The 21,675-nt window shown below is 73.9% G+C and carries 20 protein-coding genes; 13 read left to right on the forward strand and 7 right to left on the reverse strand.

The features are described from left to right. Positions 1–33 precede the first annotated feature (33 nt). From OG776_RS12705 to OG776_RS12715, 3 genes are read left to right on the forward strand one after another with little or no spacing between them, the layout of a single operon-like run. The gene (locus OG776_RS12705; protein WP_329320690.1) at positions 34–684 is read left to right on the forward strand and encodes a hypothetical protein; all 651 of its coding nucleotides are present in this window, start codon (positions 34–36) and stop codon (positions 682–684) included. Beyond that, positions 678–3,128 carry a CHAT domain-containing protein gene (locus OG776_RS12710; protein ID WP_329320692.1) on the forward strand — a complete coding sequence of 817 codons (2,451 nt, stop codon included), beginning with the start codon at positions 678–680 and terminating at the stop codon, positions 3,126–3,128. The genes OG776_RS12705 and OG776_RS12710 overlap by 7 nt, the downstream gene beginning before the upstream one ends. 5 nt (positions 3,129–3,133) lie before the next feature. Continuing rightward, a complete protein-coding gene (locus OG776_RS12715) occupies positions 3,134–4,060 on the forward strand; it encodes a hypothetical protein (protein WP_187285957.1) in 927 nt (308 codons plus the stop codon). A gap of 55 nt (positions 4,061–4,115) precedes the next feature. On the opposite strand, the gene msrB is transcribed toward OG776_RS12715, so the two are convergent. From msrB to OG776_RS12735, 4 genes are all read right to left on the reverse strand, one after another. Then, the gene (msrB, locus tag OG776_RS12720; RefSeq protein WP_148013219.1) at positions 4,116–4,523 is read right to left on the reverse strand and encodes a peptide-methionine (R)-S-oxide reductase MsrB; all 408 of its coding nucleotides are present in this window, start codon (positions 4,521–4,523) and stop codon (positions 4,116–4,118) included. 28 nt (positions 4,524–4,551) lie between these two features. Then, positions 4,552–5,937: a UDP-N-acetylmuramate--L-alanine ligase gene (gene murC / locus OG776_RS12725; protein WP_148013220.1), complete on the reverse strand. Its 1,386-nt coding sequence runs from the start codon at positions 5,935–5,937 to the stop codon at positions 4,552–4,554. A 98-nt stretch (positions 5,938–6,035) separates the two neighbouring features. Continuing rightward, the gene (locus OG776_RS12730; RefSeq protein ID WP_148013221.1) at positions 6,036–6,509 is read right to left on the reverse strand and encodes an indole-3-glycerol phosphate synthase; all 474 of its coding nucleotides are present in this window, start codon (positions 6,507–6,509) and stop codon (positions 6,036–6,038) included. Positions 6,510–6,641: 132 nt separating this feature from the next. Beyond that, positions 6,642–7,487 (reverse strand): pyrimidine reductase family protein, encoded by an 846-nt coding sequence (locus OG776_RS12735; RefSeq protein WP_148013222.1) that lies wholly within the window; start codon positions 7,485–7,487, stop codon positions 6,642–6,644. Positions 7,488–7,524: 37 nt separating this feature from the next. On the opposite strand from OG776_RS12735, the gene zapE reads away from it, so the two are divergent. Further along, complete coding sequence (gene zapE / locus OG776_RS12740) at positions 7,525–8,628, forward strand: cell division protein ZapE (protein WP_148013223.1); 1,104 nt, start codon at positions 7,525–7,527, stop codon at positions 8,626–8,628. A 163-nt stretch (positions 8,629–8,791) separates the two neighbouring features. Continuing rightward, positions 8,792–9,688 carry a slipin family protein gene (locus tag OG776_RS12745; RefSeq protein ID WP_148013224.1) on the forward strand — a complete coding sequence of 299 codons (897 nt, stop codon included), beginning with the start codon at positions 8,792–8,794 and terminating at the stop codon, positions 9,686–9,688. A 117-nt stretch (positions 9,689–9,805) separates the two neighbouring features. Here OG776_RS12745 and OG776_RS12750 read toward each other — a convergent pair whose 3' ends face one another. Further along, the gene (locus OG776_RS12750) at positions 9,806–10,111 is read right to left on the reverse strand and encodes a hypothetical protein (RefSeq protein ID WP_329320697.1); all 306 of its coding nucleotides are present in this window, start codon (positions 10,109–10,111) and stop codon (positions 9,806–9,808) included. A 724-nt stretch (positions 10,112–10,835) separates the two neighbouring features. On the opposite strand from OG776_RS12750, the gene OG776_RS12755 reads away from it, so the two are divergent. From OG776_RS12755 to OG776_RS12790, 8 genes are all read left to right on the forward strand, one after another. After that, positions 10,836–11,735: a PPK2 family polyphosphate kinase gene (locus tag OG776_RS12755; protein ID WP_410093334.1), complete on the forward strand. Its 900-nt coding sequence runs from the start codon at positions 10,836–10,838 to the stop codon at positions 11,733–11,735. A gap of 143 nt (positions 11,736–11,878) precedes the next feature. Continuing rightward, positions 11,879–12,703 (forward strand): SDR family oxidoreductase, encoded by an 825-nt coding sequence (locus tag OG776_RS12760; protein ID WP_148013225.1) that lies wholly within the window; start codon positions 11,879–11,881, stop codon positions 12,701–12,703. A 245-nt stretch (positions 12,704–12,948) separates the two neighbouring features. Then, positions 12,949–13,815: a polysaccharide deacetylase family protein gene (locus OG776_RS12765; protein WP_329320699.1), complete on the forward strand. Its 867-nt coding sequence runs from the start codon at positions 12,949–12,951 to the stop codon at positions 13,813–13,815. 30 nt (positions 13,816–13,845) lie between these two features. After that, positions 13,846–14,025, forward strand: coding sequence for a hypothetical protein (locus tag OG776_RS12770; RefSeq protein WP_148013226.1), 180 nt, complete (start codon positions 13,846–13,848; stop codon positions 14,023–14,025). 187 nt (positions 14,026–14,212) lie between these two features. Then, the gene (locus OG776_RS12775; protein ID WP_148013227.1) at positions 14,213–14,941 is read left to right on the forward strand and encodes a peptidyl-tRNA hydrolase; all 729 of its coding nucleotides are present in this window, start codon (positions 14,213–14,215) and stop codon (positions 14,939–14,941) included. Positions 14,942–15,120: 179 nt separating this feature from the next. Continuing rightward, complete coding sequence (locus OG776_RS12780; RefSeq protein ID WP_329320701.1) at positions 15,121–16,581, forward strand: DUF692 domain-containing protein; 1,461 nt, start codon at positions 15,121–15,123, stop codon at positions 16,579–16,581. Positions 16,582–16,756: 175 nt separating this feature from the next. Further along, positions 16,757–17,539: a TIGR04222 domain-containing membrane protein gene (locus OG776_RS12785; RefSeq protein ID WP_148013228.1), complete on the forward strand. Its 783-nt coding sequence runs from the start codon at positions 16,757–16,759 to the stop codon at positions 17,537–17,539. Positions 17,540–17,659: 120 nt separating this feature from the next. Next, positions 17,660–19,312: an alpha/beta hydrolase gene (locus tag OG776_RS12790; protein ID WP_148013229.1), complete on the forward strand. Its 1,653-nt coding sequence runs from the start codon at positions 17,660–17,662 to the stop codon at positions 19,310–19,312. A gap of 25 nt (positions 19,313–19,337) precedes the next feature. Here OG776_RS12790 and hemQ read toward each other — a convergent pair whose 3' ends face one another. Both hemQ and hemG read right to left on the reverse strand, forming a co-directional pair. Beyond that, positions 19,338–20,057, reverse strand: coding sequence for a hydrogen peroxide-dependent heme synthase (gene hemQ, locus OG776_RS12795; RefSeq protein WP_148013230.1), 720 nt, complete (start codon positions 20,055–20,057; stop codon positions 19,338–19,340). Positions 20,058–20,061: 4 nt separating this feature from the next. After that, positions 20,062–21,531, reverse strand: coding sequence for a protoporphyrinogen oxidase (hemG, locus tag OG776_RS12800; RefSeq protein ID WP_329320705.1), 1,470 nt, complete (start codon positions 21,529–21,531; stop codon positions 20,062–20,064). Positions 21,532–21,675 lie beyond the last annotated feature (144 nt).

A 21,675-nucleotide genomic window follows, 5' to 3' on the forward strand; every position in this document is an offset into this window, starting at 1 on the left:
GGGTTGGAAGCGCCGGGGAACCGCCGTGTGTGCGTGGCGTACGACGTGGAGGGGTACAGCGGGCTCGGTCAGGAGGCGCAGTTCGACGTGCAGCGCCGGCTGCGGGCGCTCGTCGACGGCGCCTGTGCCCGAGCGGGACTGTCGCCCGGCGAGTACGAGACGCAGCCGCAGGGGGACGGCGGCCTCGCGCTGCTGCCGACCGGCGGCAAGGTGGACGAGCCCCGTCTTATCGCCTCGTTCCTGCGGGCGGTGACGGCCGGACTGGGCGGCGTGAACGGCCTGCGGGACGCGGGAACCCGGATCAGACTGCGGATGGCCCTGCACGAGGGTGTGATCTACCGGGCGGACCACGGCTACGTGGGGGACGCGGTCGTGGAGGCGTTCCGGATGTGCGACGCCGGACCGGTCCGGGACGCGCTGCGCCGCAATCCCGGGGCGGACCTGGTCCTGGTGGCCGCCGACCGGATCTACCAGGACGTCCTGCGCCACGGCCATCACGGCATTCCCGGCGACTCCTTCGTCCGTCATCTGCTCCGGGTGAAGCTCTTCGAGGCCCACGGCTGGCTCTTCGTGCCGGGCGGCGACAGCGGCCCCGCCCGCGCGGACGGGGAGAGCCCGGACACCCCTTCCGCCTCGTCGCTCGCCGACACGCTCGACGGCGACCGTCCCTACGACCTGTGGTGACGCCGTACGGGACCGGGCCGGCCGGGCACGAGGTGTCGTACGCGGTCCTGATCCGGCCGGAGCTGGACGGGACGGCGCTGCCGGAACTCCCCGGCACGCTGGTCCTGGGAGAGGTGTTCGCCCTCGCCGCGGAGGGCGAGGCCCGGCCCGGGGCACCGTTCTGGATCGTGGCGGGGGCCGGCGACGGGGAGGTGCGGTACACGCCCGGCGCGGTCGGTGTCCGGGTCGGCCCCGAACACCAGGACGGTGTGCTGCCGCACTGGATGATGTGGCCGGAGGCCGGGGCGTGGCCCGGTCCGGACCCCGTGCCGCGCCTGCTGCTGCCCCGCGAGGCCGACGCGGGCACCGCCGAGTTCCGGCTGCACGGCGACACAGTGACCGGGACCGTACGGCTGTGGGCGAACCCGAGGGCGGGGTGGCCGCGGCCGCGCCGGTACACGGCGACCGTCACCGGAAGCCGCACCCCGCCGGACCGCGCACCGACCACCGCGGCCTCCGGCACGGGCCCCGCCGCACCGTCGAGCACCGCGGGCTCCGTCACCGCCCCGTCGGACCCCGCCGCACCGTCGGACACCGCGGGCACGGACACCACCCCGTCGAACCGCATCGCAGCGTTGGACACCGCGGGCACGGACACCGCCCCGTCGAGCCGCATCGCACCGTCGGACATCGCGGGCGCGGACACCGCCCCGTCGAACCGCGCCGCGCCGGGCGCCCCGGCCGGTCCCGTCGCCCCGGCCGGCCCCTCCCCCACGACCGGACCCGCGGCCACGGGAGGTACCGGCGTCCCCGGCGCCTCCCCGGTCCCCACCGACGACCGTGCGGAGCTGCGGTCGCTGGCCCAGTCGCTGGTCCTGGAGCGCCGGTACGCCGAGGCACGGCCCCTGCTGGCTCGCGCGGCCGCGCTGTACGCGGCGTCCGCGAGCCGCCCGGACGCCTGGTCGGGCATGGTCGTGTCCGATCTGACGAGCCTGGTCTTCATGACCCCCTACCAGGCCCTGTGCGCCCTCGAACTCGGCGACTACGAAGGCCTGCTGGACTGTCTCCTCGCGGCCGTGGAGGTGCGCCGGGTGCTGACGGCGGCGGCCCGCGGGTACGGCCCGGAGTACGCGGAGGAGCTGCGCGCCGGTGCCCGCGTCCTGCCCGGGTTCGTGGAGGCCTGGCGGTCCCGGCTGGCGGAGGACACCGCCCGGATCGACGCCGTCGACGCGAGCCGCCCGTTCTACGCCGCCCTCACCCGGTACCTCTTCGACCAGGGCGCGCACGAGGACGCCCTGGTCGCGTCCGAGGCCGGCCGGGCCCGTGCCTTCGCCGACCTGCTCGGCGCGTCCGGCGCGCGGTGGCCGTCGCGGGCCGGGGCGTCCGCGGCGCCGCGGCTGACCCGCGCCACGCTGCGGTCGGTACTGGCCGACCACGGCCGCACGGTCGTCGAGTACGCCGTGCACGGCGACCTCCTGCTGATCTGGGTCGCCCGTCCTGACGGCACCCTGCACGCCCTCGGGCCGCTGTCCGCCGCGGGGCTCGGAGCGCTCACGGCGCGCTACCTCGCCCTCGCGCCGGGCGCGGTCGACGACCGGTCCGTCCGTGAACTGGACGAGGTGCTCCGCGGCCTCGGCGCACTGCTGTGGGACCCCCTGCCCGTCTCCCTGCTGCCGTCCTCCCCCGACGAGACGGTGACGGTGGTGGCGCACGGGGACCTCCTGCGGGTGCCGTTCCCGGCGTTGCGGACGGCGGACGGACGTCACCTGGTGGAGCGGCACCCGGTGGCGCTGCTCCCCGCGCTGGCCCTGCTCCCGGCACTGCACGCGCGACGGACGTGCGGGCCGCGGCCGTCGCCGGGACTGCTCGCGCTGGTCGACCCCGAGCCGCTGCCGGACCCGCCCGGCGGCGGTAGCGCCTTCGGGCCGCTGAGCTGGACCCGGCGTCGCTTCCCCGCCATCGCGGACCTGTATCCGCGGGCCGAGGTGCGCTCCGGCGGGGCGGCGGCCGTCACCGCGCTCGACGGTCATGGCCCGACGCCTTCCGTCGTGCACTTCGGGACCCACGCGGTGGTCCTGGACGACGCCGCCCTCGACTCCTTCGTGGCGCTCGCCGCGACCGGCGGGCACGACGGCAGACTGCGGGCCCGGGACGTCCTGGACCTGCGGGTCCCGGGGGACGTCGCGGTGCTGTCCGCGTGCCGGACCGGCGCCGGGCGGGTCGGCGCGGACAGCGTGACCGGACTGTCCCGGTCCTTCCTCGCGGCCGGGCCGACGACGCTCGTCCTCACCCTGTGCGAGGTGGAGGAGACGGCCGGCTTCGAGGTCTCCTACGGGTTCCACCGCCATCTCGCGGCCGGTGGATGCCCGCCCGCGCTCGCCCTGTGCCGGGCGCAGCGGGAACTGGCCGCCGAAGGACACCGGCCGCACGAATGGTCGCCGTTCCTGCTGTACGGACTGGGGTGAGCACGGTGCCCGAAGAGCGCTCCACAAGTTCCACCGGCCCCACGGGCCCCACGGGCCCCACGGGGGCGGACTCCCCGCCGTGGCTGCGGTTCCTGCGCGAGGAGAGCGCTCCGTCCGAGCCGCCACCGTCCGAGCCGCCACCGTCCGAGCCGCCACCGTCCGAGCCGCCCCCGTCCGAGCGGCCGTCCGAGCCCTCCCGGTCCGACGGGAGCCGCGGGTCCCCGGAGTCGTCCGGGGCCGCGGGGCTCCTCGCCGACGGCCCGGCGGTCGCCGCACGGGACCTGTTCGTCAGCGAGCCGCTGCTCGGCGACCGCAGCCGCTTCGTGCAGGAGGGCGGGGTGCTGCTGCTGAAGGTGGACAACTACCGCGTCAGCGCGGCCGACTTCCCCGCGATGGCGGCCCGCCGGGCCGGCTCCGGGCACCGGCGGCTCGAACTGCTCAAGTTCACCTTCATGCTGCGCGAGCTGCCCGCGGGACGCCGCTACGAGACGGTCCGGGTACGGATTCTGCTGCACCCGCAGCCGCCCCTCATGCTGCTGCGCCCGCATCTGGCCTTCACCGATTCCCACGCGACGCGGGGTTTCAGCTCGGAGTTCCGGCCCATGCTGACCGGGCTCCTGCGGCTGGGCGTCCGGCACACGCGCTCCGGCAGTGTCAGCCGCGTCGACCGTCTGCCCGTCGTCACGGGCGTCGACGAGGGCCCGGCGGGCTTCGGCTGGACCTTCCAGGCCCAGGACGGCGCACCGCTCGTACCGCAGCGGACGCAGACCGTCGTGGTCGTCGAGCTCCCCCCGGACGCCACCGGTCTGGACGGCACCTTCGACGCGGAGGCCCTCGTGGCGCGCCGGGTGGCGGGGATCTACGAGCCGCGCAGGGCCCTGCCGCGGACCCCGCCGGCCGCGTTCCGCGTGGAGCTGCCGGCGGCCGGCTGAACCGGCCCCCGGCGCGCACGCCCGCCCGGACGGCGGGCGGCGCGGAGCCCCTGACTCAGCCCTCGTCCTCCGTCAGCCGCAGCGAGATGCTGTTGATGCAGTACCGCTGGTCGGTGGGGGTCGCGTACCCCTCACCCTCGAAGACGTGCCCGAGGTGCGATCCGCAGCGGGAGCAGCGCACCTCGGTGCGCACCATCCCGTGCGAGCGGTCCTCGATCAGCTCGACCGACTCGGAGTCCTTCGGGTCGTAGAAGGACGGCCAGCCGCAGTGCGACTCGAACTTCTCGCCCGAGGTGAACAGCTCGGCACCGCAGGCGCGACAGGAGTACACGCCCTTGGTCTTGGTGTCGGTGTACTCCCCGGTGAACGCCGGTTCCGTGCCCGCGCGGCGCAGCACGGTGTACTCGGCCGGGGTCAGCTCCGCGCGCCACTGCTCGTCCGGCTTTTCGATGTCGTACGACATGAAGCTCAACCCCTTACCAACGCTGTGACTACTTCGACAGGCGGGCCAGGATCCCGGGTCCGAGATCGGTCACGTCACCCGCGCCCATGGTGAGAACGAGATCACCGGGCCCCGCCATTCCCGCGACGACCGACGGGGCCTCCGTCTTGTCGTGGACGGGTGTCACGTCCGCGCCCGCCGCCCGCGCCGCCTCGACGATCAGCTCGCTGGTGACGCCCGGGATCGGGTCCTCGCGGGCCGGGTAGATGTCGAGGACCACGGAGGCGTCCGCCAGCGACAGGGCCTCGCCCATCTCCTTGGCCAGTTCCTGGGTGCGGGAGAACAGGTGCGGCTGGAACAGGACCAGGATGCGGCCGGAGACGCTCGCGCGCATCGCCTCCAGGTCCGCCGTCATCTCCGTCGGGTGGTGCGCGTAGGAGTCGACGACCTGCACACCCGCCGCCTCGCCCTTGAGCTGCAGGCGTCGCTTCACGCCGGTGTAGGCGGCGAGCGCGGGGGCCAGCTCGGCCGCCGGGACGCCCAGCGCGACGCCCGCGGCCAGCGCGGCCACCGCGTTGTGCGCGTAGTGGCGGCCGGGGACGGAGACGGTGAAGGTGAGCTCGGTGCCGTCGAGGTCCACCGTCACCTCGCTCTTCAGGCCGTGCGGGACGACGGACAGGACACGGACGTCCGCGTCCGCCGAGTCGCCGTACGTCACCACGCGCACCCCGGCCGGCAGCCGCCGCACCAGCTCGCGCGCGCCCTCGTTGTCCGCCGAGACCACCAGGGTGCCGCCGGGGACGATCCGGCCCGCGAACGTCTCGAAGGACTCGTAGATCTCGTCCATGGAGGCGTAGTTGGCGTGGTGGTCCAGCTCCACGTTGAGGACGATCGCCACCTCGGGCGCGTACTTGTGGAAGCTGCGGTCCGACTCGTCGGCCTCGGCGACGAAGATCTCGCCCACGCCGTGCAGCGCGTTGGAGCCCGGGGCGTCCAGGTCACCGCCGATCGCGTACGAGGGCCGCAGCCCCAGCTCCGAGAGCGACACCGCGAGCATCGACGTCGTCGTGGTCTTGCCGTGGGTGCCGGCGACCGCGATCGGACGCAGGCCGTCCATCAGCCGGGCGAGGGCGTCGGAACGGTGGACCACCGGGATGCCCAGCTCGGCGGCGCGGGCCAGCTCGGGGTTGTCGGCGCGGATCGCGGAGGAGACGACCACGCAGGTGGCGTCGGAGGCCAGGTGGTCCGCGGCGTGCCCGATGTGCACCGTCGCGCCCAGCGCGCGCAGGGCCTCGGCGGTGGCCGACTCCTTCGCGTCGCTGCCCGCCACCTTCGCCCCGCGCTGCGCCAGGATCTTGGCGATGCCCGACATCCCGGCTCCGCCGATCCCGATGAAGTGCGGTCGGTCCATGGCGGTAGGAAGGCCGGGTGCCATGCGTGTCTCTCCCCAGGTGGTGCGACAAGAAGTGGTGCGACGGGTCGTCCGACCGGCGCCGCGGTGCGTCCGGCGCGGTACGCCGGTGGGGGCCCAGCCTATGCCTTGCTGTGCGAGAACAGTTTCAGCACCGGCACACCGACCTTGTGACGGGCGCGCGAGGCCCAGTCGCGGTGGAAGAACTCCTCCACGTAGTGCGGGTCGGTCAGCACGATGACCTCGTCGGCGTCGATCTCGTCGACCAGCCCCTTCAGGGCGTCCAGCGGGTGGTCCTCGATGAGCCGGCCCTCGGCCTCGCTGCCGGTGGCGCGCAGTGCCACCAGGGACACCTCCAGCGCCTGCTGACCCTGGCCGGCCGCCTCCTCGCCCTCGGGGGTCTCGCGTTCGTGGGCCGCTTCGTCCAGCTCGCCCATCGCCACGTCGTCGATGGCGCGCAGCAGCCGGTCGGCCTGGTCGCCCCGCGGCTGGAGCAGCACATGGAAGGTGACCGCTTCATCACCGTGCAAGGTGGTGACGAACTCGACATCGGCGGACGTCAGGGCCTTCTCGATCATCAAAACGCTTGTGAACACGACAGACGCCCTTCTCCTCCGTGGGACTCACTGGCCCCCTGCGGAAACCATCCTGCCCCGTGATCGCACGGGGTCTGCGAGTTTTAGTGTGCCCAGCGGAAGATGAACGGAACTGGATCTTCCGACGACTTGTCAGGATCGACGGTATCGGGAGAACAGGAACCCGGCCTCTTCCAGCAAGGACACCAGTTCGAAGCGCGTCGGAACCTCCGTCGGAGGTCCGCCGGCGATCCGCTGCGCACCGCCGGCGGTGAGGGTCGGGGACATCGTCAGGCAGAGCTCGTCCAGTGCCCCGGCCGCCACGATCTGGCCCAGCAGCCGCGGGCCGCCCTCCGTGAGCAGCCGGGTCAGCCCCCGGTCGGCGAGGGCCCGTACGGCCCGATTCGGGTCGACCCCGGTACCCTCCCCGGCGAACACCACCTCGGCGCCCGCCTTCGCCGCGGCCGCCACCCGGTCCGCGGCCGCCCCGGCCCCCGTCAGGATCAGCGTGGGCACCAGGGGCGCGGTGAAGAGCGGAAGCGAGAAGTCCAGCTCCAGGCCCGCGGTGACGACGGCGATCGCGGGCGCGGGACCCTGCCCGGACGCCTCCCGCGAAGCGGCGAACTCGGCCCGCGCACGGGCCGGCCGGTAACCCTCCTGGCGTACTGTCTCCGCACCGACGACCACGACGTCCGCGAGCGCCCTCAGCACCCCGAAGACCCGCATGTCGGCGGCGCTGGAGATGCCCTGCGACTTCCCCTCGTGCTGGGCCGCGCCGTCGAGCGTGGAGACCATGTTGGCCCGCAGCCAGGGGGCGCGGACGCCGTCGTCCCCGGCGTCCGGGTAGGCGTACGCCTCCGCGAGTTCCGGGAGTCCCCACTCGCGGTCCGTCACATCAGCCCCGCGCACACCGGGCGCACCGCGCTCACCAGGGACAACAGCGGCCCCGGCCGGGCCCTGGGCTGCTGTTTCGTAGGTCACAGGGAACAGGCGTCGCATGACGTGCAGTGTGGCACGGCGCTTAGAGTGGGTGACCGTGTCGTCCTCCACCGCCGCCTCCGGGATCGATCCGATACCCGAAGCAGCCCCTCTGTCCCTGTGCGCCCGCGAGCCGCACGTGCCCGCGGACCGGCTCGTCGCCGAAATGGTGCCGCCGCCGCGCTTCGACTCGGTGCGCTTCGCGACGTACCTCCCGGACCCGAACCAGCCGAGCCAGACCGAGGCCGTCCGCGTCCTTTCGGAGTTCGCGGCCGGGCTCGGCGGGGCACACGCCGTGGGAGGGACGAAACGGGGTCTCTTCGGCCTCGGCAGGAGCAGGGCGCCGAAGGCCCCCGCCGGTCCCCGCGGTGTCTACCTCGACGGCGGCTACGGGGTCGGCAAGACCCACCTGCTCGCCTCCCTGTGGCACGCGACCCCGGCGGAGCCCTCGCTCAAGGCCTTCGGCACCTTCGTGGAGCTGACGAACCTGGTCGGCGCGCTCGGCTTCCAGAAGACCGTGCAGACCCTCTCCGGCCACCGGCTCCTGTGCATCGACGAGTTCGAGCTCGACGATCCGGGCGACACCGTCCTGGTCTCCACGCTGCTCGGCAAGCTGGTCGAGGCCGGGGTCGCGCTCGCGGCCACCTCGAACACCCTCCCGGGCAAGCTCGGCGAGGGCCGGTTCGCCGCGGCCGACTTCCTGCGGGAGATCCAGGGACTGTCCGCACACTTCCGGCCGCTGCGCATCGACGGCGAGGACTACCGGCACCGGGGCCTGCCCGAGGCGCCGGCGCCCTTCACCGACGAGCAGGTCACGAAGGCCGCGTACGCCACCGTCGGCGCGTCCCTCGACGACTTCCCGCATCTGCTCGACCACCTCGCGCGCGTGCACCCCAGCCGCTACGGCGCCCTCACCGGCGACCTCCGGGCCGTCTGCCTCACGGACGTCCAGCCGGTGAAGGACCAGTCGACGGCGCTGCGACTGGTCGTGCTCGCGGACCGGCTCTACGACCGCGAGGTGCCCGTCCTCGCCTCCGGCAAGCCCTTCGACACGCTCTTCAGCGAGGAGATGCTGAACGGCGGTTACCGCAAGAAGTACTTCCGCGCCATCTCGCGGCTCACCGCCCTCGCACGGGACGCCAAGGGGCTCGTGGAGGCGTAGCTCCCGGCTCCGTCCGAGGCGCGGGGCGCTGTCGCCGCCGTCCGCGCCGGTACGGGTCAGGCGGCATGCGCGGGCGTGATCGCTCCCCGGCCCCACCGGCGTAAAATTCGGGTATCGGGCTTGGTGCGCCCAGGCCCAGCCGGCGACTCGAAAGGGGGTCGTCATGCTCGAGGAGTTCCTGGTGGCCGGGGTGGCGGTCGGTTCCGCGGGTGTGGTGTACGTCGCGGCGGCGGCCCGGGTCGTCAAGCAGTACGAACGCGGAGTGGTCCTCCGCCTCGGACGGCTCCGGGGCGGTGTGCGCCCGCCGGGGTTCACGATGGTCGTCCCGGGCGTGGACAGGCTGCGCAAGGTCAACATGCAGATCGTCACGATGCCGGTGCCCGCGCAGGACGGCATCACCCGGGACAACGTCACGGTGCGGGTGGACGCGGTCATCTACTTCAAGGTGGTGGACGCGGCCGACGCGGTCATCCAGGTCGAGGACTACCGCTTCGCGGTCTCCCAGATGGCGCAGACCTCGCTCCGTTCGATCATCGGCAAGAGCGACCTGGACGACCTGCTCTCCAACCGGGAGAAGCTCAACCAGGGCCTGGAGCTGATGATCGACAGTCCGGCCATGGGATGGGGCGTGCAGATCGACCGGGTGGAGATCAAGGACGTATCACTGCCGGAGACGATGAAGCGGTCGATGGCCCGGCAGGCCGAGGCCGACCGTGAGCGGCGGGCGCGGATCATCAACGCGGACGCGGAACTCCAGGCGTCGAAGAAGCTGGCGGAGGCCGCCGGGGTGATGTCCGAGCAGCCGGCCGCGCTGCAGCTGAGGCTGCTGCAGACGGTGGTGGCGGTCGCCGCGGAGAAGAACTCCACCCTCGTCCTGCCCTTCCCCGTCGAACTGCTGCGCTTCCTGGAACGGGCCCAGACCCAGTCCGGGACCTCACCGGAGACGCCACCGCCGTCACCGGAACCATCGCCGTCACCGGAACCGGCCTCACCTTCGACGTCAACTCCGGCTCCGAATCCCGGACTTCACGAGGATCCGGACGAACCCCTGGAGGAATGACTCCCCGTCGGGAGCCGCGGACGCTCTGTCGGGAGCCGCGGACCGGCGGACGCATGAGCACATGAAGGAGCCGGAGTCGTCGCCGACTCCGGCTCCCGGTGCGTTGTCTCTCAGGTGTCAGCAGCCACCGCCCCAGCCACCGCCGCCCCAGCCGCCGTGGCCGCCGCCCCAGCCGCCGCCACCCCAGCCGCCGCCCCAGCCGCCGCCGCCGTAGCCGCCGTAGCCGCCGCCCCAGCCGCCGCCTCCATGGCCGCCGCCCCAGCCGCCGCCACCGTGGCCGCCGTAGCTGAAGTCGGATGCCACTGCTTGGGTGTGACTGGCGGGGGTCGCTGCACTCGCGATGCCGGCTCCACCGATGGCCAGGGCCAGCGTGGCGAACAGACCGGCGAGGAGCCTGAAGATCGTTACTTTGCTTACCCGCATGGTGCTTTCCCTTCCAGGGGGCGTTGACGGGTCCGTGTCCTGGTGACCGCGATGACGCCGACGCCGGAGAGGCGCTGACCGCGTCCGCGATAAGGGCCCGGTATATCGGCCATGGAATGAACGGGAGTTGCCGTCGTCGACTCACGCGCGACAGGCGTGACATCGGCCCACCGAGGCTCCCGCGTCAGCAGGTCCCTGCGGCTGAGCACCCGTCCGTCGAACAATTCGGCGACCGTCCGGCCGTCGATCTGGAGATGAAATTGTCCGCCTCATACCAGGTGAAAGGCGCTTATCTCGTTCGATCTCCATCTAACCTAGACATACGGGACATGGAAGTCAAACCGAGCGAACGGGTGACTCCCGCCCGGGAACCGGGCCCGCCCGGCGCACCTAATTCAGCTGCGCCTTCGCACACTTGAGGAGCGCCCGCCGGGACCCGGACCCGGTCCGCGCCGCCCCCTGGCGACCCGCCCGGGCGGGCGCACCGGCGGCGGCCGCCGCCGGCCGTCCGCCACCGCTTCCAGGCGACCCGCTCGTGCCGACTTCCCCTTCCCTGAGCCGAGTTGGATGACGGATGCCGTTCCGCACCAGCCACCGGACCGCGCGCCGGATGCGCGCGACCGGTCGGCCGCCGTGCGGGCGCGCCCCCGGAACCCGGCCGCGAGTAGCGGGGCCCCGGGTCCCGACGCACCATCGAGAGGGACACGGCCGGAAGGGGTGCGCGGTGAGCGAGAAGGACGGCACACAGGGTGGCGGCCCGAAGAACCACAAGGGCCGGGAGCCCGCCCGTCTCCGTACTCTCCTGCGGCTCCCGGACGGCGACGCCGTCGACCTGACCTCGTACGACACCCGGTCCACCCCCGCCTGGGAGGACGGCAAGGCCGCGGGTCTGGCCGCCATCGCGGACATGCGCGCGGGCCTCGCCGGCCTGCAGGAACGCCTGTGGGCGGCAGGCACCGCGGGAGACCGGCGGCGGGTGCTGCTGATCCTGCAGGGCATGGACACCAGCGGCAAGGGCGGCACCGTGAAGCACGTCGCCGGGATGTTCGATCCGGCGGGCTGCCGCATCCGCGCCTTCAAGGCGCCGACCCACGAGGAGCGCAAGCACTCCTTCCTGTGGCGGATCAGGCGGGCCCTGCCCGAAGCGGGCGAGATCGGCGTCTTCGACCGTTCCCACTACGAGGACGTCCTCGCCGCCCGCGTCCGGGGACTGGCTCCGCACAAGGAGATCGCCCGCCGCTACCGGGAGATCAACCGCTTCGAGGAGTCTCTCGCCGACGACGGCGTCACCGTCGTGAAGTGCTTTCTGCACCTCTCCCACGACGAGCAGCGCCGCCGCCTGCTGCGCCGCCTCGACGATCCGGCCAAGCACTGGAAGTTCAGCACCGGCGACATCGAGGACCGCGCGCTGTGGCCCGAGTACCGCACGGCGTACGAGAGCGCCCTCGAACGCTGCTCCACTCCCCGCTCGCCCTGGTTCATGGTGCCCGCCGACCGCAAGTGGTACCGGAACTGGGCGGTCGGCACGCTGCTCCTGGAACACCTCGAAGCGCTGGATCCGCGGTATCCCGAGGCCGACTTCGACGTGGCGGAGTGCCGGAGGCTGCTGCTGAAGAGCGTGTGATCCCCGTCCGCGGGGGACGGCACGTTCCGCGACCGTAGGCCGCGGCCGGAGTTGCCATGGAGCGCACTCCAAGGTGTTCGCTGGCGCGGAAAACACTTCGGCGTCCCGACGGAGCGGGCGCCGGGTTTCACGAGGAGCACACCATGACGCAGAAGACCTGGTTCATCACCGGTGCCTCACGGGGCTTCGGCCGGGAATGGGCGATCGCGGCACTCGAGCGCGGGGACTCGGTGGCCGCGACGGCCCGCGACCTCTCCACCCTGGACGATCTCGCCGCGGCCCACGGCGAGCGGTTCCTGCCGCTGCGGCTCGACGTCACGGACCGGGACGCCGACTTCGCCGCGGTGCGCCAGGCGCACGAGCGGTTCGGACGCCTCGACGTGGTGGTCAACAACGCCGGGTACGGGCACTTCGGAATGGTCGAGGAGATCACCGAGGCGGAGGCACGCGCCCAGCTGGAGACGAACCTGTTCGGGGCCCTGTGGGTCACGCAGGCGGCCCTGCCGTTCCTGCGCGAGCAGGGCGGCGGCCACATCCTGCAGGTCTCCTCCATCGGCGGGATCAGCGCGTTCCCACTGGTGGGCATCTACCACGCGTCGAAGTGGGCGCTCGAAGGGATCAGCCAGTCACTGGCCCAGGAGGTGGCGCCGTTCGGCATCAAGGTCACCCTGATCGAACCCGGCGGGTTCGCCACGGACTGGGCCGGCTCCTCGTCGAGCACGTCGCAGCAGTTGCCGGTGTACGCCGAGTACCACGAGCAGGTCCAGGCACAGCGCCGCGCTCGCGTGGGCACCCCGGGCGACCCGCAGGCGTCGGCCGCGGCCGTGCTGGAACTCGTGGACTCCGACGAGCCGCCCCTGCGCTGCTTCTTCGGTACGGCGCCGCTGGGCATCGCCAAGGCGGACTACGAGCAGCGCCTGGCGACCTGGGAGAAGTGGCAGCACGTGGCGGAGCTGGCCCAGGGCTGAGCACCGCCCGGCGGGTGCGGGAGGACGGCGGTCCGGGGCCGGCCGCCTCACGGCCGGAGGCGGACGGCCGCACGCGGCCCCGGTCCCGGCCCCGGTCCCGGCCCGTGGGACAAGCGGTCCGTGGTCCGGGGCGGTCGGGGGCAGACCCGTCCGGGCAGCCGGACGGGTGGCTTCACCGCCGCCACCGTCCGACTCGCCCCCCATCGGCACGATGGTCGGATTTACGACGATATTCTTGTTCTGTGATGGTTCCCGTGCGACGTATCGTCGTGGCCTGCACCCTCGGTGTCCTGGGAGCCGCGCTCGCCGCGTGCGGGACCTCCGTGGCCCCCGTGAGTCCGCGACCGGCCCCGCCCGGCTCCGCGGCATCGGCCTCCGGTGCCACCGCACCGTCCCGGCCGACCGCACTGATCCCGGGCCCAGGCGGGCTGACCCCGGTCTTCACGCACGGGCCGCGCACCCGGGGCAGGACCGTCGCCCTGACCTTCGACGCGGACATGACCTCCGACCAGGGGACCCGGGCCGCGCGCGGCGAGCACTTCGACAATCCGCCGTTGATCGGCGCACTGCGGGCGTTCCACGTGCCGGCGACCGTGTTCATGACGGGCCGCTGGGCCGACCAGTACCCGGCGCAGGCGCGGGCCATCGGGCGGGACCCTCTCTTCGAAGTCGCGAACCACTCGTACAGTCACCACGCCTTCACCAAGGACTGCTACGGACTGCCGACCCTGCCCGAGGACCGGATGCGGGCCGACGTGGAGAGGGCGAACACCGCCTTCAGGAAGGCGGGCGTGCCCCACCCGGTGCCCTACTTCCGCTTCCCCGGCGGGTGCTACGACCGGCGGGCGCTGCGGGCCCTGAGCGGGCTCGGGGTGACCGCCGTGCAGTGGGACGTGGTGAGCGGGGACGCCTTCGCCACCGACTCCGGCGCCGTGGCACGGCAGGTGCTGAAGGGCGTGAGGCCCGGCTCCGTCGTCGTCATGCACTGCACCCGCAGCGCGGCTCCGGCGACTGTACGGGCTCTGCGGACGATCGTCCCCGAGCTGCGGAAGAGGGGTTTCCGCTTCGTGCGGGTGTCCGACCTGATCGCGGCGGCGGACCGGCACCGGTAGCCGACCGGCGGCCCGCCGTACGCTGGGCCCATGAGCGAGGACCACCGCGGCGCACCGGAGACCCCGGGCGTCCCAGCCGAGACCGGCCCGCCGTACGCCGCGTGCGTGCTGTGCCGGAAGCCGACGGAGTACCCGGAGTCGCACAGGGGGATCACGCTGTGCCCGGTGTGCGCCTGGCAGGAGGCCCAGCGGACGGCCTGCTCCGGGTGACGGTCGGGCCGCGCGGGCCCGGCAGCCCTGGACAAGCCCGCGGCCCCGGCTCCCGCGTCCGACCGCGCCCGCCGGCGTCCGTCCGTTCCTGGCGTTCCTGGCGTTCCTCGCGTTCCTGACCGCTACTGGCGTTCCTGGCCGTTCCCGGCCGCCGGGGAACGGATCTTCCGCCTGGCACACTGGTGACGTGAGCAGCGACCCCACCCCATCCGACGACAGTCCCTTCCGCGACGAGCGCGTCGCGCGCGACGAGGCACCGCAGTTCGTGCTGCCCCTGGTCGTACGCATCGAGAGGGCCGCTCCCCCGGCGCGGACCGACGCGCTGGAGACCGCGGCCCGCGCCGTGCTGACGATCCTCGGCGACGAGCGGTCGCTGGGGGACGGCGAGTGGGCCCAGGCCATGCGGGACTGGCAGGACGCCCGGATCCGCAAGGTCGTCCGGCGGGCCCGGGGCGCGGAGTGGCGGCGGGCCGAGGCGCTGCCCGGCATCACCGTGACCGGGAAGTCGGCCGAGGTACGGGTCTTCCCGCCGGTCCCGCTGGACGGCTGGCCGAAGGATCTCGCCCGGCTCCAGGTCTCCGGTACCGACCTGGACGATCCGGAGCCGCCGGTGGACGCCGACACCACCGCACCGACGCTGTGGCTCAACCCCCATCTCGACATGTCCGCCGGCAAGACGATGGCGCAGGCCGGGCACGGCGCCCAACTGGCCTGGTGGGAGCTGTCGGACGAGGAGCGGGCCGCCTGGCGCGACGCCGGTCTCCCGCTCGCCGTCCGCACCGCGGAAAAGGGCCGCTGGGGTGAACTCGTCGTCTCCGGGATGCCGTTGGTCCGCGACGCGGGCTTCACGGAGATCGCGCCCGGGGAGACCGTCGTGGTCGAGGGAGTGGACCGCGTCAGGTCCCTCCCGCGCTGACGCCCCGGGCCGGCGGTCCGCCCGCGGCGGCCCCGGCGGAACCTCAAATGTTGCTCTGAACGTCCGCCCCGTCGGGTTGGGTTCGCGGTCCCGGGGCCATGACCCCGTCACACCACCGGACCGGTCCGTCGTGGGGAGACGACGGGCGGGACCGGGCAGGGCGTGACGGAGGAGGGGTCATGACGCAACCGGGACGGCTGGGAACGGGAATCGGATGGCGGCCGGAGATCGCCGAGGCCGTGGAGCACATGCCCGGCATCGACTGGGTCGAGGCCGTGTCGGAGAACCTGTGCCCCGGCCACCTTCCCGAATCGCTGCGACGGCTGCGGGAGCGTGGCGTCACGGTGGTGCCGCACGGCGTCTCGCTCGGTCTCGGCGGCGCCGACCGTCCCGACGAGTCACGCCTCGCCGCCCTCGCCGAGCGCGCCGAGGCGCTGAGTGCGCCGCTGGTCACGGAACACATCGCGTTCGTACGGGCCGGCGGCGACCTCACCGCGTCGCCGTCACTGGAGGCGGGGCATCTGCTGCCGGTGCCGCGCACCCGGGACGCGCTGGACGTGCTGTGCGAGAACGTGCGGATCGCGCAGGCCGCGCTTCCCGTCCCGCTGGCCGTGGAGAACATCGCCGCGCTGCTCCGCTGGCCGGGCGAGGAGATGACCGAGGGGCAGTTCCTGTACGACCTGGCGGACCGCACCGGCGTCCGTCTGCTCATCGACGTCGCCAACCTCCACACCAACCACGTCAACCGCGGCGAGGACCCGTCGCGGGCCCTGGACGAACTGCCCGTCGAGGCCATCGCCTACGTGCACGTGGCCGGCGGCTTCGAACGCGACGGCGTCTGGCACGACAGTCACGCCCACCCGGTACCGCGCCCGGTCCTCGGCATCCTGGCCGACCTCGCCTCCCGGGTGACTCCCCCGGGGGTCCTCCTGGAACGCGACGACAACTTTCCCGAGCCGGGCGAGCTGGAGAAGGAACTGGCGGCGATCAGGGCGACGCTGGCGGAGGCGGGCGGGGCAGCGGGACGGGCCACGGGACCGAAGACACGAGGGGACGCGGAACCGGCGGCGCGACCGGAGGCGGTAACCGAAGCCGGACCGGAGGCGCGTCCGGCGGCGGGCGTGAAGGCCCCGGCCGTCCGGCCGTCACCCCCTCCTGCCGACCCCGACCCGGCCGCGCCCGCCCCCTCTTCCGACCCCGCGTCCGGCCTCGACCCCGCGCCCGCGCGGGCCCGCCAGCGTCTCGCCCTCGCGCAGGCCGCCCTGCTCTCCGCGCTCGTCGCGGGGACCCCGGTGCCCGAGGGGTTCGACCGGGTACGGACGCGAGTCCAGGCCCGGGCCCTCGCGGCCAAGCGCGCGGACGTCGTGGCGAAGGTCGCGGCGGAACTGCCGGAGCTGCTGGGCGACGGCTACCGGGCCGCCTTCCTCGGGTACGCCCAGGGCCGCCCCTTGACCGGCGGATACCGGCGCGACGCGCTGGACTTCGCCGAGCACCTGCTGCTCACCGGAGACCCGCGCGACGCCCGGACACGGCATCTGCTGCGCGAGTGGTGGCTGGAGCGCTCCGGTCCGGCGCCCCGCTCGCGGCGGCCGGCGGCCCGGCTGGCCCGCGCCACCCGCCGGGTGCTGCTGCGCCACTGAGCCCACCTTCACCCCGCTCCGGCGCACCATCCCGGGCCGGGCTCGCGCCGGGCGCCGGCCCTCGGACGCGCGGCCCCGGCGCGGGCGGCACCCGAACGTCACAGACCCACAACGCTCCGTCCACATCGTGAACAGACCGTGGCGCCGGGCCGCCCTGGTCGCATAGAAACACGCCATGTTCTGGGTCCTTCTCCTGCTCCTGGCCTGGGCCGCGGCCGGCACGTCGTGCGTCCGGCTGTGCCTGGCCGCCGTGCGCGCCGCCGCGGTCGACGCCGACGCGGCGCCCGGACACCATCTGACGCTCTACGAGGCGGCGTTCCTGTCCGGCGGCCCGTCCCGGGTCGCCGAGCTGACCCTGGTGTCGATGGCCCGTCAGCGCCGTCTGCTGCTCGCGCACACGGGCTGGGCGACGGTGGTGGACCCACGCGGACGGGACGACATGGAGCGTTCGGTGATCGGCGCGATAGGCCCGGAGGGGCAGTCCCGGATAGCGCCCGTGCGGGCCGCGGCCGCCGCCGCGGACTCGGTGCGCCGGCTCGCGGACCGGCTCGTCGCCGCCGGCCTCGCCGTGCCCGACGGCGCGCGCACCACCGTCGCGGGCGCCGTCCGTCAGGTCCAGGCGGCCTCGGCGGCCGTTCTCGCGCTCGGCACGGTGGCCGTCCTGATGCCCGCCCAGCCGCGCGCCGACCAGGTGCCGGTCGCCGTCTGGTTCGCGCTCCCGCTCGTGCTCACCCTCAGCTGCCTGGCCATCGCCCGCGTCGAGGTCCACCCGTACACGCGCTGGGCCTCGCCGGCCGGCCAGCGGCTGCTCGGCACCCTCGCCCGGCACACCGACGCGGACGCCGACGACCGCACGTACCTCACCTCAGTCGCCGTACGCGGCATCCGCGCGGTCGGCGAACCCGGCCTGCGCGCGGCCTTCGCCCACCGCGACCGGACGGCCGGACGGCAGCGCTGACGGGCGCCCGAGGGGGCGCACAGGGGTCATTGACGCCGACACCGGCACCCGGTGCTTTACTTCACCGGCCGCCGAACGAAACATCCCCTTTGTCGCTGCCGTGCGCTGAAGGGATACGCGATGAGAGCTGCCGTCCTCTGCGGAACCGCCGGGTCCTTGCTCCTGACCGCCCTCACCGGCGCACCGGCCGGCGGTGCCCCGGCCCGTCCGGACCCCGCGGGTCTCACGGCCCCGGGCCTGGCCCGCGGCACCGCGGTCGCCGCCGCGCGCGCGGCCGCCACGGGGATCCGCTTCGGGACCTGCGCCAAGGAGACGGGGCTCCCCTCCGGTGTGCGCTGCGGCACGGTCGAGGTGCCGCTCGACTACGCGCGTCCCGACGGCGCGCGGATCAGACTGACCGTCAGCCGGGCACAGGCCACCGGCAAGGACACCCGGAACGCGAAGCACCGAGTGCCCCGGCAGGGCGCCCTGGTCTACAACCCCGGCGGTCCGGGCGCCTCCGGCATGGCCTTCCCGCTGTTCGGCACCCTGCCCGAGTGGAAGCGGATCGCCGCGGCGTACGACCTGGTGGGCTACGCCCCGCGCGGGGTCGGCCGTTCGGCGCCGCTGTCCTGCAAGGACCCGAAGCGCTCCGTGAAGGGACCCTCGCAGGCGCCGACGCATCCCTCGGAGTCGTACAAGAAGGAGCGCATCGCGGAGGCGCAGGCGTACGCGCGCGGCTGCCTGCGCCGCTCCGGCCAGGCGCTCCGCCACTACACCTCGCTCGACAACGCCCGCGACCTCGACGTGTTGCGCGCCGCCCTCGGCGAGCGGAGGCTGACCTTCATGGGCGCCTCGTACGGCACCTACTACGGCGCCCTCTACGCGACGCTCTTCCCGTCGCACGTGCGCCGGATGGTCTTCGACTCGGTGGTGAACCCCGCCCCGGGCCAGATCTGGTACCGCAACAACCTCGACCAGTCGGCGGCCTTCGAGGGCCGCTGGGCGGACTTCCGCGCGTGGACCGCCCGGCACGACGACGTGTACGGGCTCGGCGGCACGGCAGCGGAGGTCCTGCACAGCTACGAGAAGGCGCGGGCGCAGCTTGCCGCGTCACCCGCGGGCGGCAAGGTGGGTCCGGCGCAGTTGCAGAGCGCGTTCCTGGAGGCCGGGTACTACGACGACTACTGGCCGCGTCGGGCGCAGGCGCTCTCCGCCTATCTGAAGGGTGACCCGAAGCCGCTGATCGCGCAGGCGGCGCGTCCGGAGGCGTCGGTCGCGGCGGAGAACGCGGCCGCGGTCTACACGGCGGTGGAGTGCAACGACGCGTCCTGGCCGACCCGCTGGCGCACCTGGGACCGCGACAACACCCGGCTCGCGCGCAGGGCGCCCTTCGAGACCTGGGACAACGTGTGGATGAACCTGCCGTGCGCGTACTGGCCGGTGCCCCGGCAGCGGCCGCTCGACGTACGGACGCCGCCCGGCGCGCTGGCGCCGGCCCTGATCCTGGCGGCCGAGCGGGACGCGGCGACGCCGTACGCGGGAGCGCTGGAACTGCGGCGCAGGCTGTCCGGTTCCGTCCTGGTGACCGAGACCGGGGCCGGGACGCACGGGATCGGCGGCGGCCCCAACGCCTGCGTCAACGGCTACCTCGACACGTATCTGCTGACCGGTGACCTCCCGGAGGGCGGCGCGCGCTGCGCGCCGCGCGCGGAACCGCGACCGGCCGCCGCCAAGAAGCCCCGTACGAAGCCGGGGGCGGCCCCGCACGCGAGGGGCGCGCGGACCTCGTAGGCCGCCCGCCCTCGCGTCGGACGGGTCAGGCGAGACCGGCGACCAGGTCGGCGACGTCCTTGCGGCGGCCCGTGTAGAACGGGACCTCCTCGCGGACGTGCAGCCGGGCCTCGGAGGCGCGCAGGTGACGCATGAGGTCGACGATGCGGTACAGCTCGTCGGCCTCGAAGGCGAGGATCCACTCGTAGTCGCCGAGGGAGAAGGAGGCGACCGTGTTGGCGCGCACGTCCGGGTAGCCGCGGGCCATCTTGCCGTGGTCGGCGAGCATGCGCCGGCGGTCCTCGTCGGGCAGCAGGTACCAGTCGTAGGACCGTACGAACGGGTAGACGCTGATGTAGTCGCGGGGCGTCTCGTCGGCGAGGAACGCCGGGATGTGCGAGCGGTTGAACTCGGCCGGGCGGTGCAGCGCCATGTTCGACCAGACCGGCTCCAGGGCGCGGCCGAGCCGGGTGCGGCGGAAGAGGTTGTACGCCTCCTGGAGCTGGTCGGCGGTCTCGGCGTGCCACCAGATCATCAGGTCCGCGTCGGCACGCAGCCCCGACACGTCGTACGTGCCGCGGACGGTGACGTCCTTCGCGGCGAGCTGGTCGAAGAGCTCCTGGACCTCGTCGGCGTATCCGGCCCGGTCCTCGGGGAGCACGTCGCGCAGCCGGAAGACGGACCACAGGGTGTAGCGGATGACCTCGTTGAGGTCCTTGGCCTTCTTGCCGATGTTCGGGATCTTCGCGGGGGCGTCGTCACTCATGACCCTATTCTCCCGCGCCGCCGTGCAGGCTCTGCACCGGGTTCCTGATCAGCGCGTCGAGTCCGGCGGGGTCGCCGCCGAGCCGGTCCACGGCGGCGTGGGCGCTCGCGACGCAGGCGGGGATGCCGACCCCGTCGTAGGCGGCGCCGCAGACCGCGAGCCCGGGGAGCGCGGCGACGTGCGCGCGGATCCTCGCCACCCGTGTGTGGTGTCCGACGGGGTACTGCGGCAGTCCGTCGTCCCAGCGGGTGACGCGGGTGGCGACGGGTGCGGCCGTGAGGCCGGCCGCCTCGCGCAGGTCGTGGCGGGAGACGTCGACGAGTCCGGCGTCGTCGCGTCGGAGCACCTCGCTGTCGCCGTACCGGCCGACGGAGGTGCGCAGGACGAGCAGGCCGGGGTTCTCCTCGTCGATCCAGCCCCACTTGCGGGAGGCGAAGGTGGACGCCTTGACGGTGTGTCCGTCGACGGGCGGGACCAGGAAGCCGCTCCCCTCGGGGAGGGTGACGTCCGCGCGCCGGTAGGCGAGGGTGACCAGGGCCATCGAGGCGTACTCGACGGCGGCGAGCTCGGCGGCCGCGGCGGGTGACTCGGCGCGCAGCAGGACGGCGGCGGCGGGTGCGGGCAGCGCGAGGACGACGGCGTCGGGGCGCAGCACTCGGTCGCCCGCCACCACGCGCCAGCGGCCGGGGCCGGCGTCCCCGGTCCGGCGCAGCTCTCTGACGCGCGCGCCGGTGACGATCTCGCCGCCCCGCGCGCGCACCGACTCGGCGACCGCGAGCGGGAGCCGTCCGACCCCGCCGGCGATGCCCATGAACACGGGGCCGGTCTGCTGCTGTGCGGCGGCCTTCGCCTGGATCGCGCGCACCGCCTCCGTGAGGGAGGTGTGGGTGCGGGCGGCTTCGAAGAGCTGGGGGACGGCGGCGCGCAGGGAGATGCGGTAGGCGTCGCCGGCGTAGACGCCGCCGAGGAGGGGCTCGACGAGCCGGTCGACGACCTCGCGGCCGAGCCGGGCCGCCACGTACTCGCCGACCGCCACGTCGTCGCCGATCTCCGTACGGGGCAGTTCGGCGTCGCGCTCGATGCGGCGCAGGCCCTCGTCGGAGAGGACTCCGTGGAGGGCGGCGGCGGTGCCGGGGACGCCCATGACGTGTCCCTTGGGCATGGGCCGCAGGGCGCCGCGGGTCCACAGGGAGGCGGTCGCGGTGGCGGGGGGCTGGAGGTGGTCGGCGAGGCCCACCTCGCGGGCGAGCTCGACCGCTTCGGGGCGCCGGGCGAGCATCGACTCGGCGCCGAGGTCGACGCGCGCGCCCGCGATCTCGCCGGTGAGCAGCTTGCCGCCGACGCGGTCGGAGGCCTCCAGGACGGTCACCCGGGCGCCGCGGCCGAGAAGGCGGTGGGCGGCGGCCAGACCGGCGATCCCTCCTCCGACGACGACGACGTGTCCCGTATCCGTACGACTGTCCTGTGCGTGCATGCCTCCACTTTCTCAGACCCCGCCGGGCCGTCCGCCGGGCCCCGGTGTCCGGTGCGAGTCCCGACCGTGACCGCATCGGGACCGGAGCACCCCAACGTCCGGACCGGTCCGGGCGTCGAAGAGACAGCATCCGTCGCGACACCC

Origin of the sequence: Streptomyces sp. NBC_01689 (assembly GCF_036250675.1) — a bacterium.
Taxonomy (GTDB): Bacteria; Actinomycetota; Actinomycetes; order Streptomycetales; family Streptomycetaceae; genus Streptomyces.

Coding starts and splice junctions, on each gene's coding strand:
- msrB (WP_148013219.1), bottom strand. CDS start 4,523: ATGTCGTACGACATCGAAAAGCCGGACGAGCAGTGGCGCGCGGAGCTG.
- murC (WP_148013220.1), bottom strand. CDS start 5,937: ATGGCACCCGGCCTTCCTACCGCCATGGACCGACCGCACTTCATCGGG.
- OG776_RS12735 (WP_148013222.1), bottom strand. CDS start 7,487: ATGCGACGCCTGTTCCCTGTGACCTACGAAACAGCAGCCCAGGGCCCG.
- OG776_RS12745 (WP_148013224.1), top strand. CDS start 8,792: ATGCTCGAGGAGTTCCTGGTGGCCGGGGTGGCGGTCGGTTCCGCGGGT.
- OG776_RS12750 (WP_329320697.1), bottom strand. CDS start 10,111: ATGCGGGTAAGCAAAGTAACGATCTTCAGGCTCCTCGCCGGTCTGTTC.
- OG776_RS12760 (WP_148013225.1), top strand. CDS start 11,879: ATGACGCAGAAGACCTGGTTCATCACCGGTGCCTCACGGGGCTTCGGC.
- OG776_RS12765 (WP_329320699.1), top strand. CDS start 12,949: ATGGTTCCCGTGCGACGTATCGTCGTGGCCTGCACCCTCGGTGTCCTG.
- OG776_RS12770 (WP_148013226.1), top strand. CDS start 13,846: ATGAGCGAGGACCACCGCGGCGCACCGGAGACCCCGGGCGTCCCAGCC.
- OG776_RS12780 (WP_329320701.1), top strand. CDS start 15,121: ATGACGCAACCGGGACGGCTGGGAACGGGAATCGGATGGCGGCCGGAG.
- OG776_RS12785 (WP_148013228.1), top strand. CDS start 16,757: ATGTTCTGGGTCCTTCTCCTGCTCCTGGCCTGGGCCGCGGCCGGCACG.
- OG776_RS12790 (WP_148013229.1), top strand. CDS start 17,660: ATGAGAGCTGCCGTCCTCTGCGGAACCGCCGGGTCCTTGCTCCTGACC.
- hemQ (WP_148013230.1), bottom strand. CDS start 20,057: ATGAGTGACGACGCCCCCGCGAAGATCCCGAACATCGGCAAGAAGGCC.
- hemG (WP_329320705.1), bottom strand. CDS start 21,531: ATGCACGCACAGGACAGTCGTACGGATACGGGACACGTCGTCGTCGTC.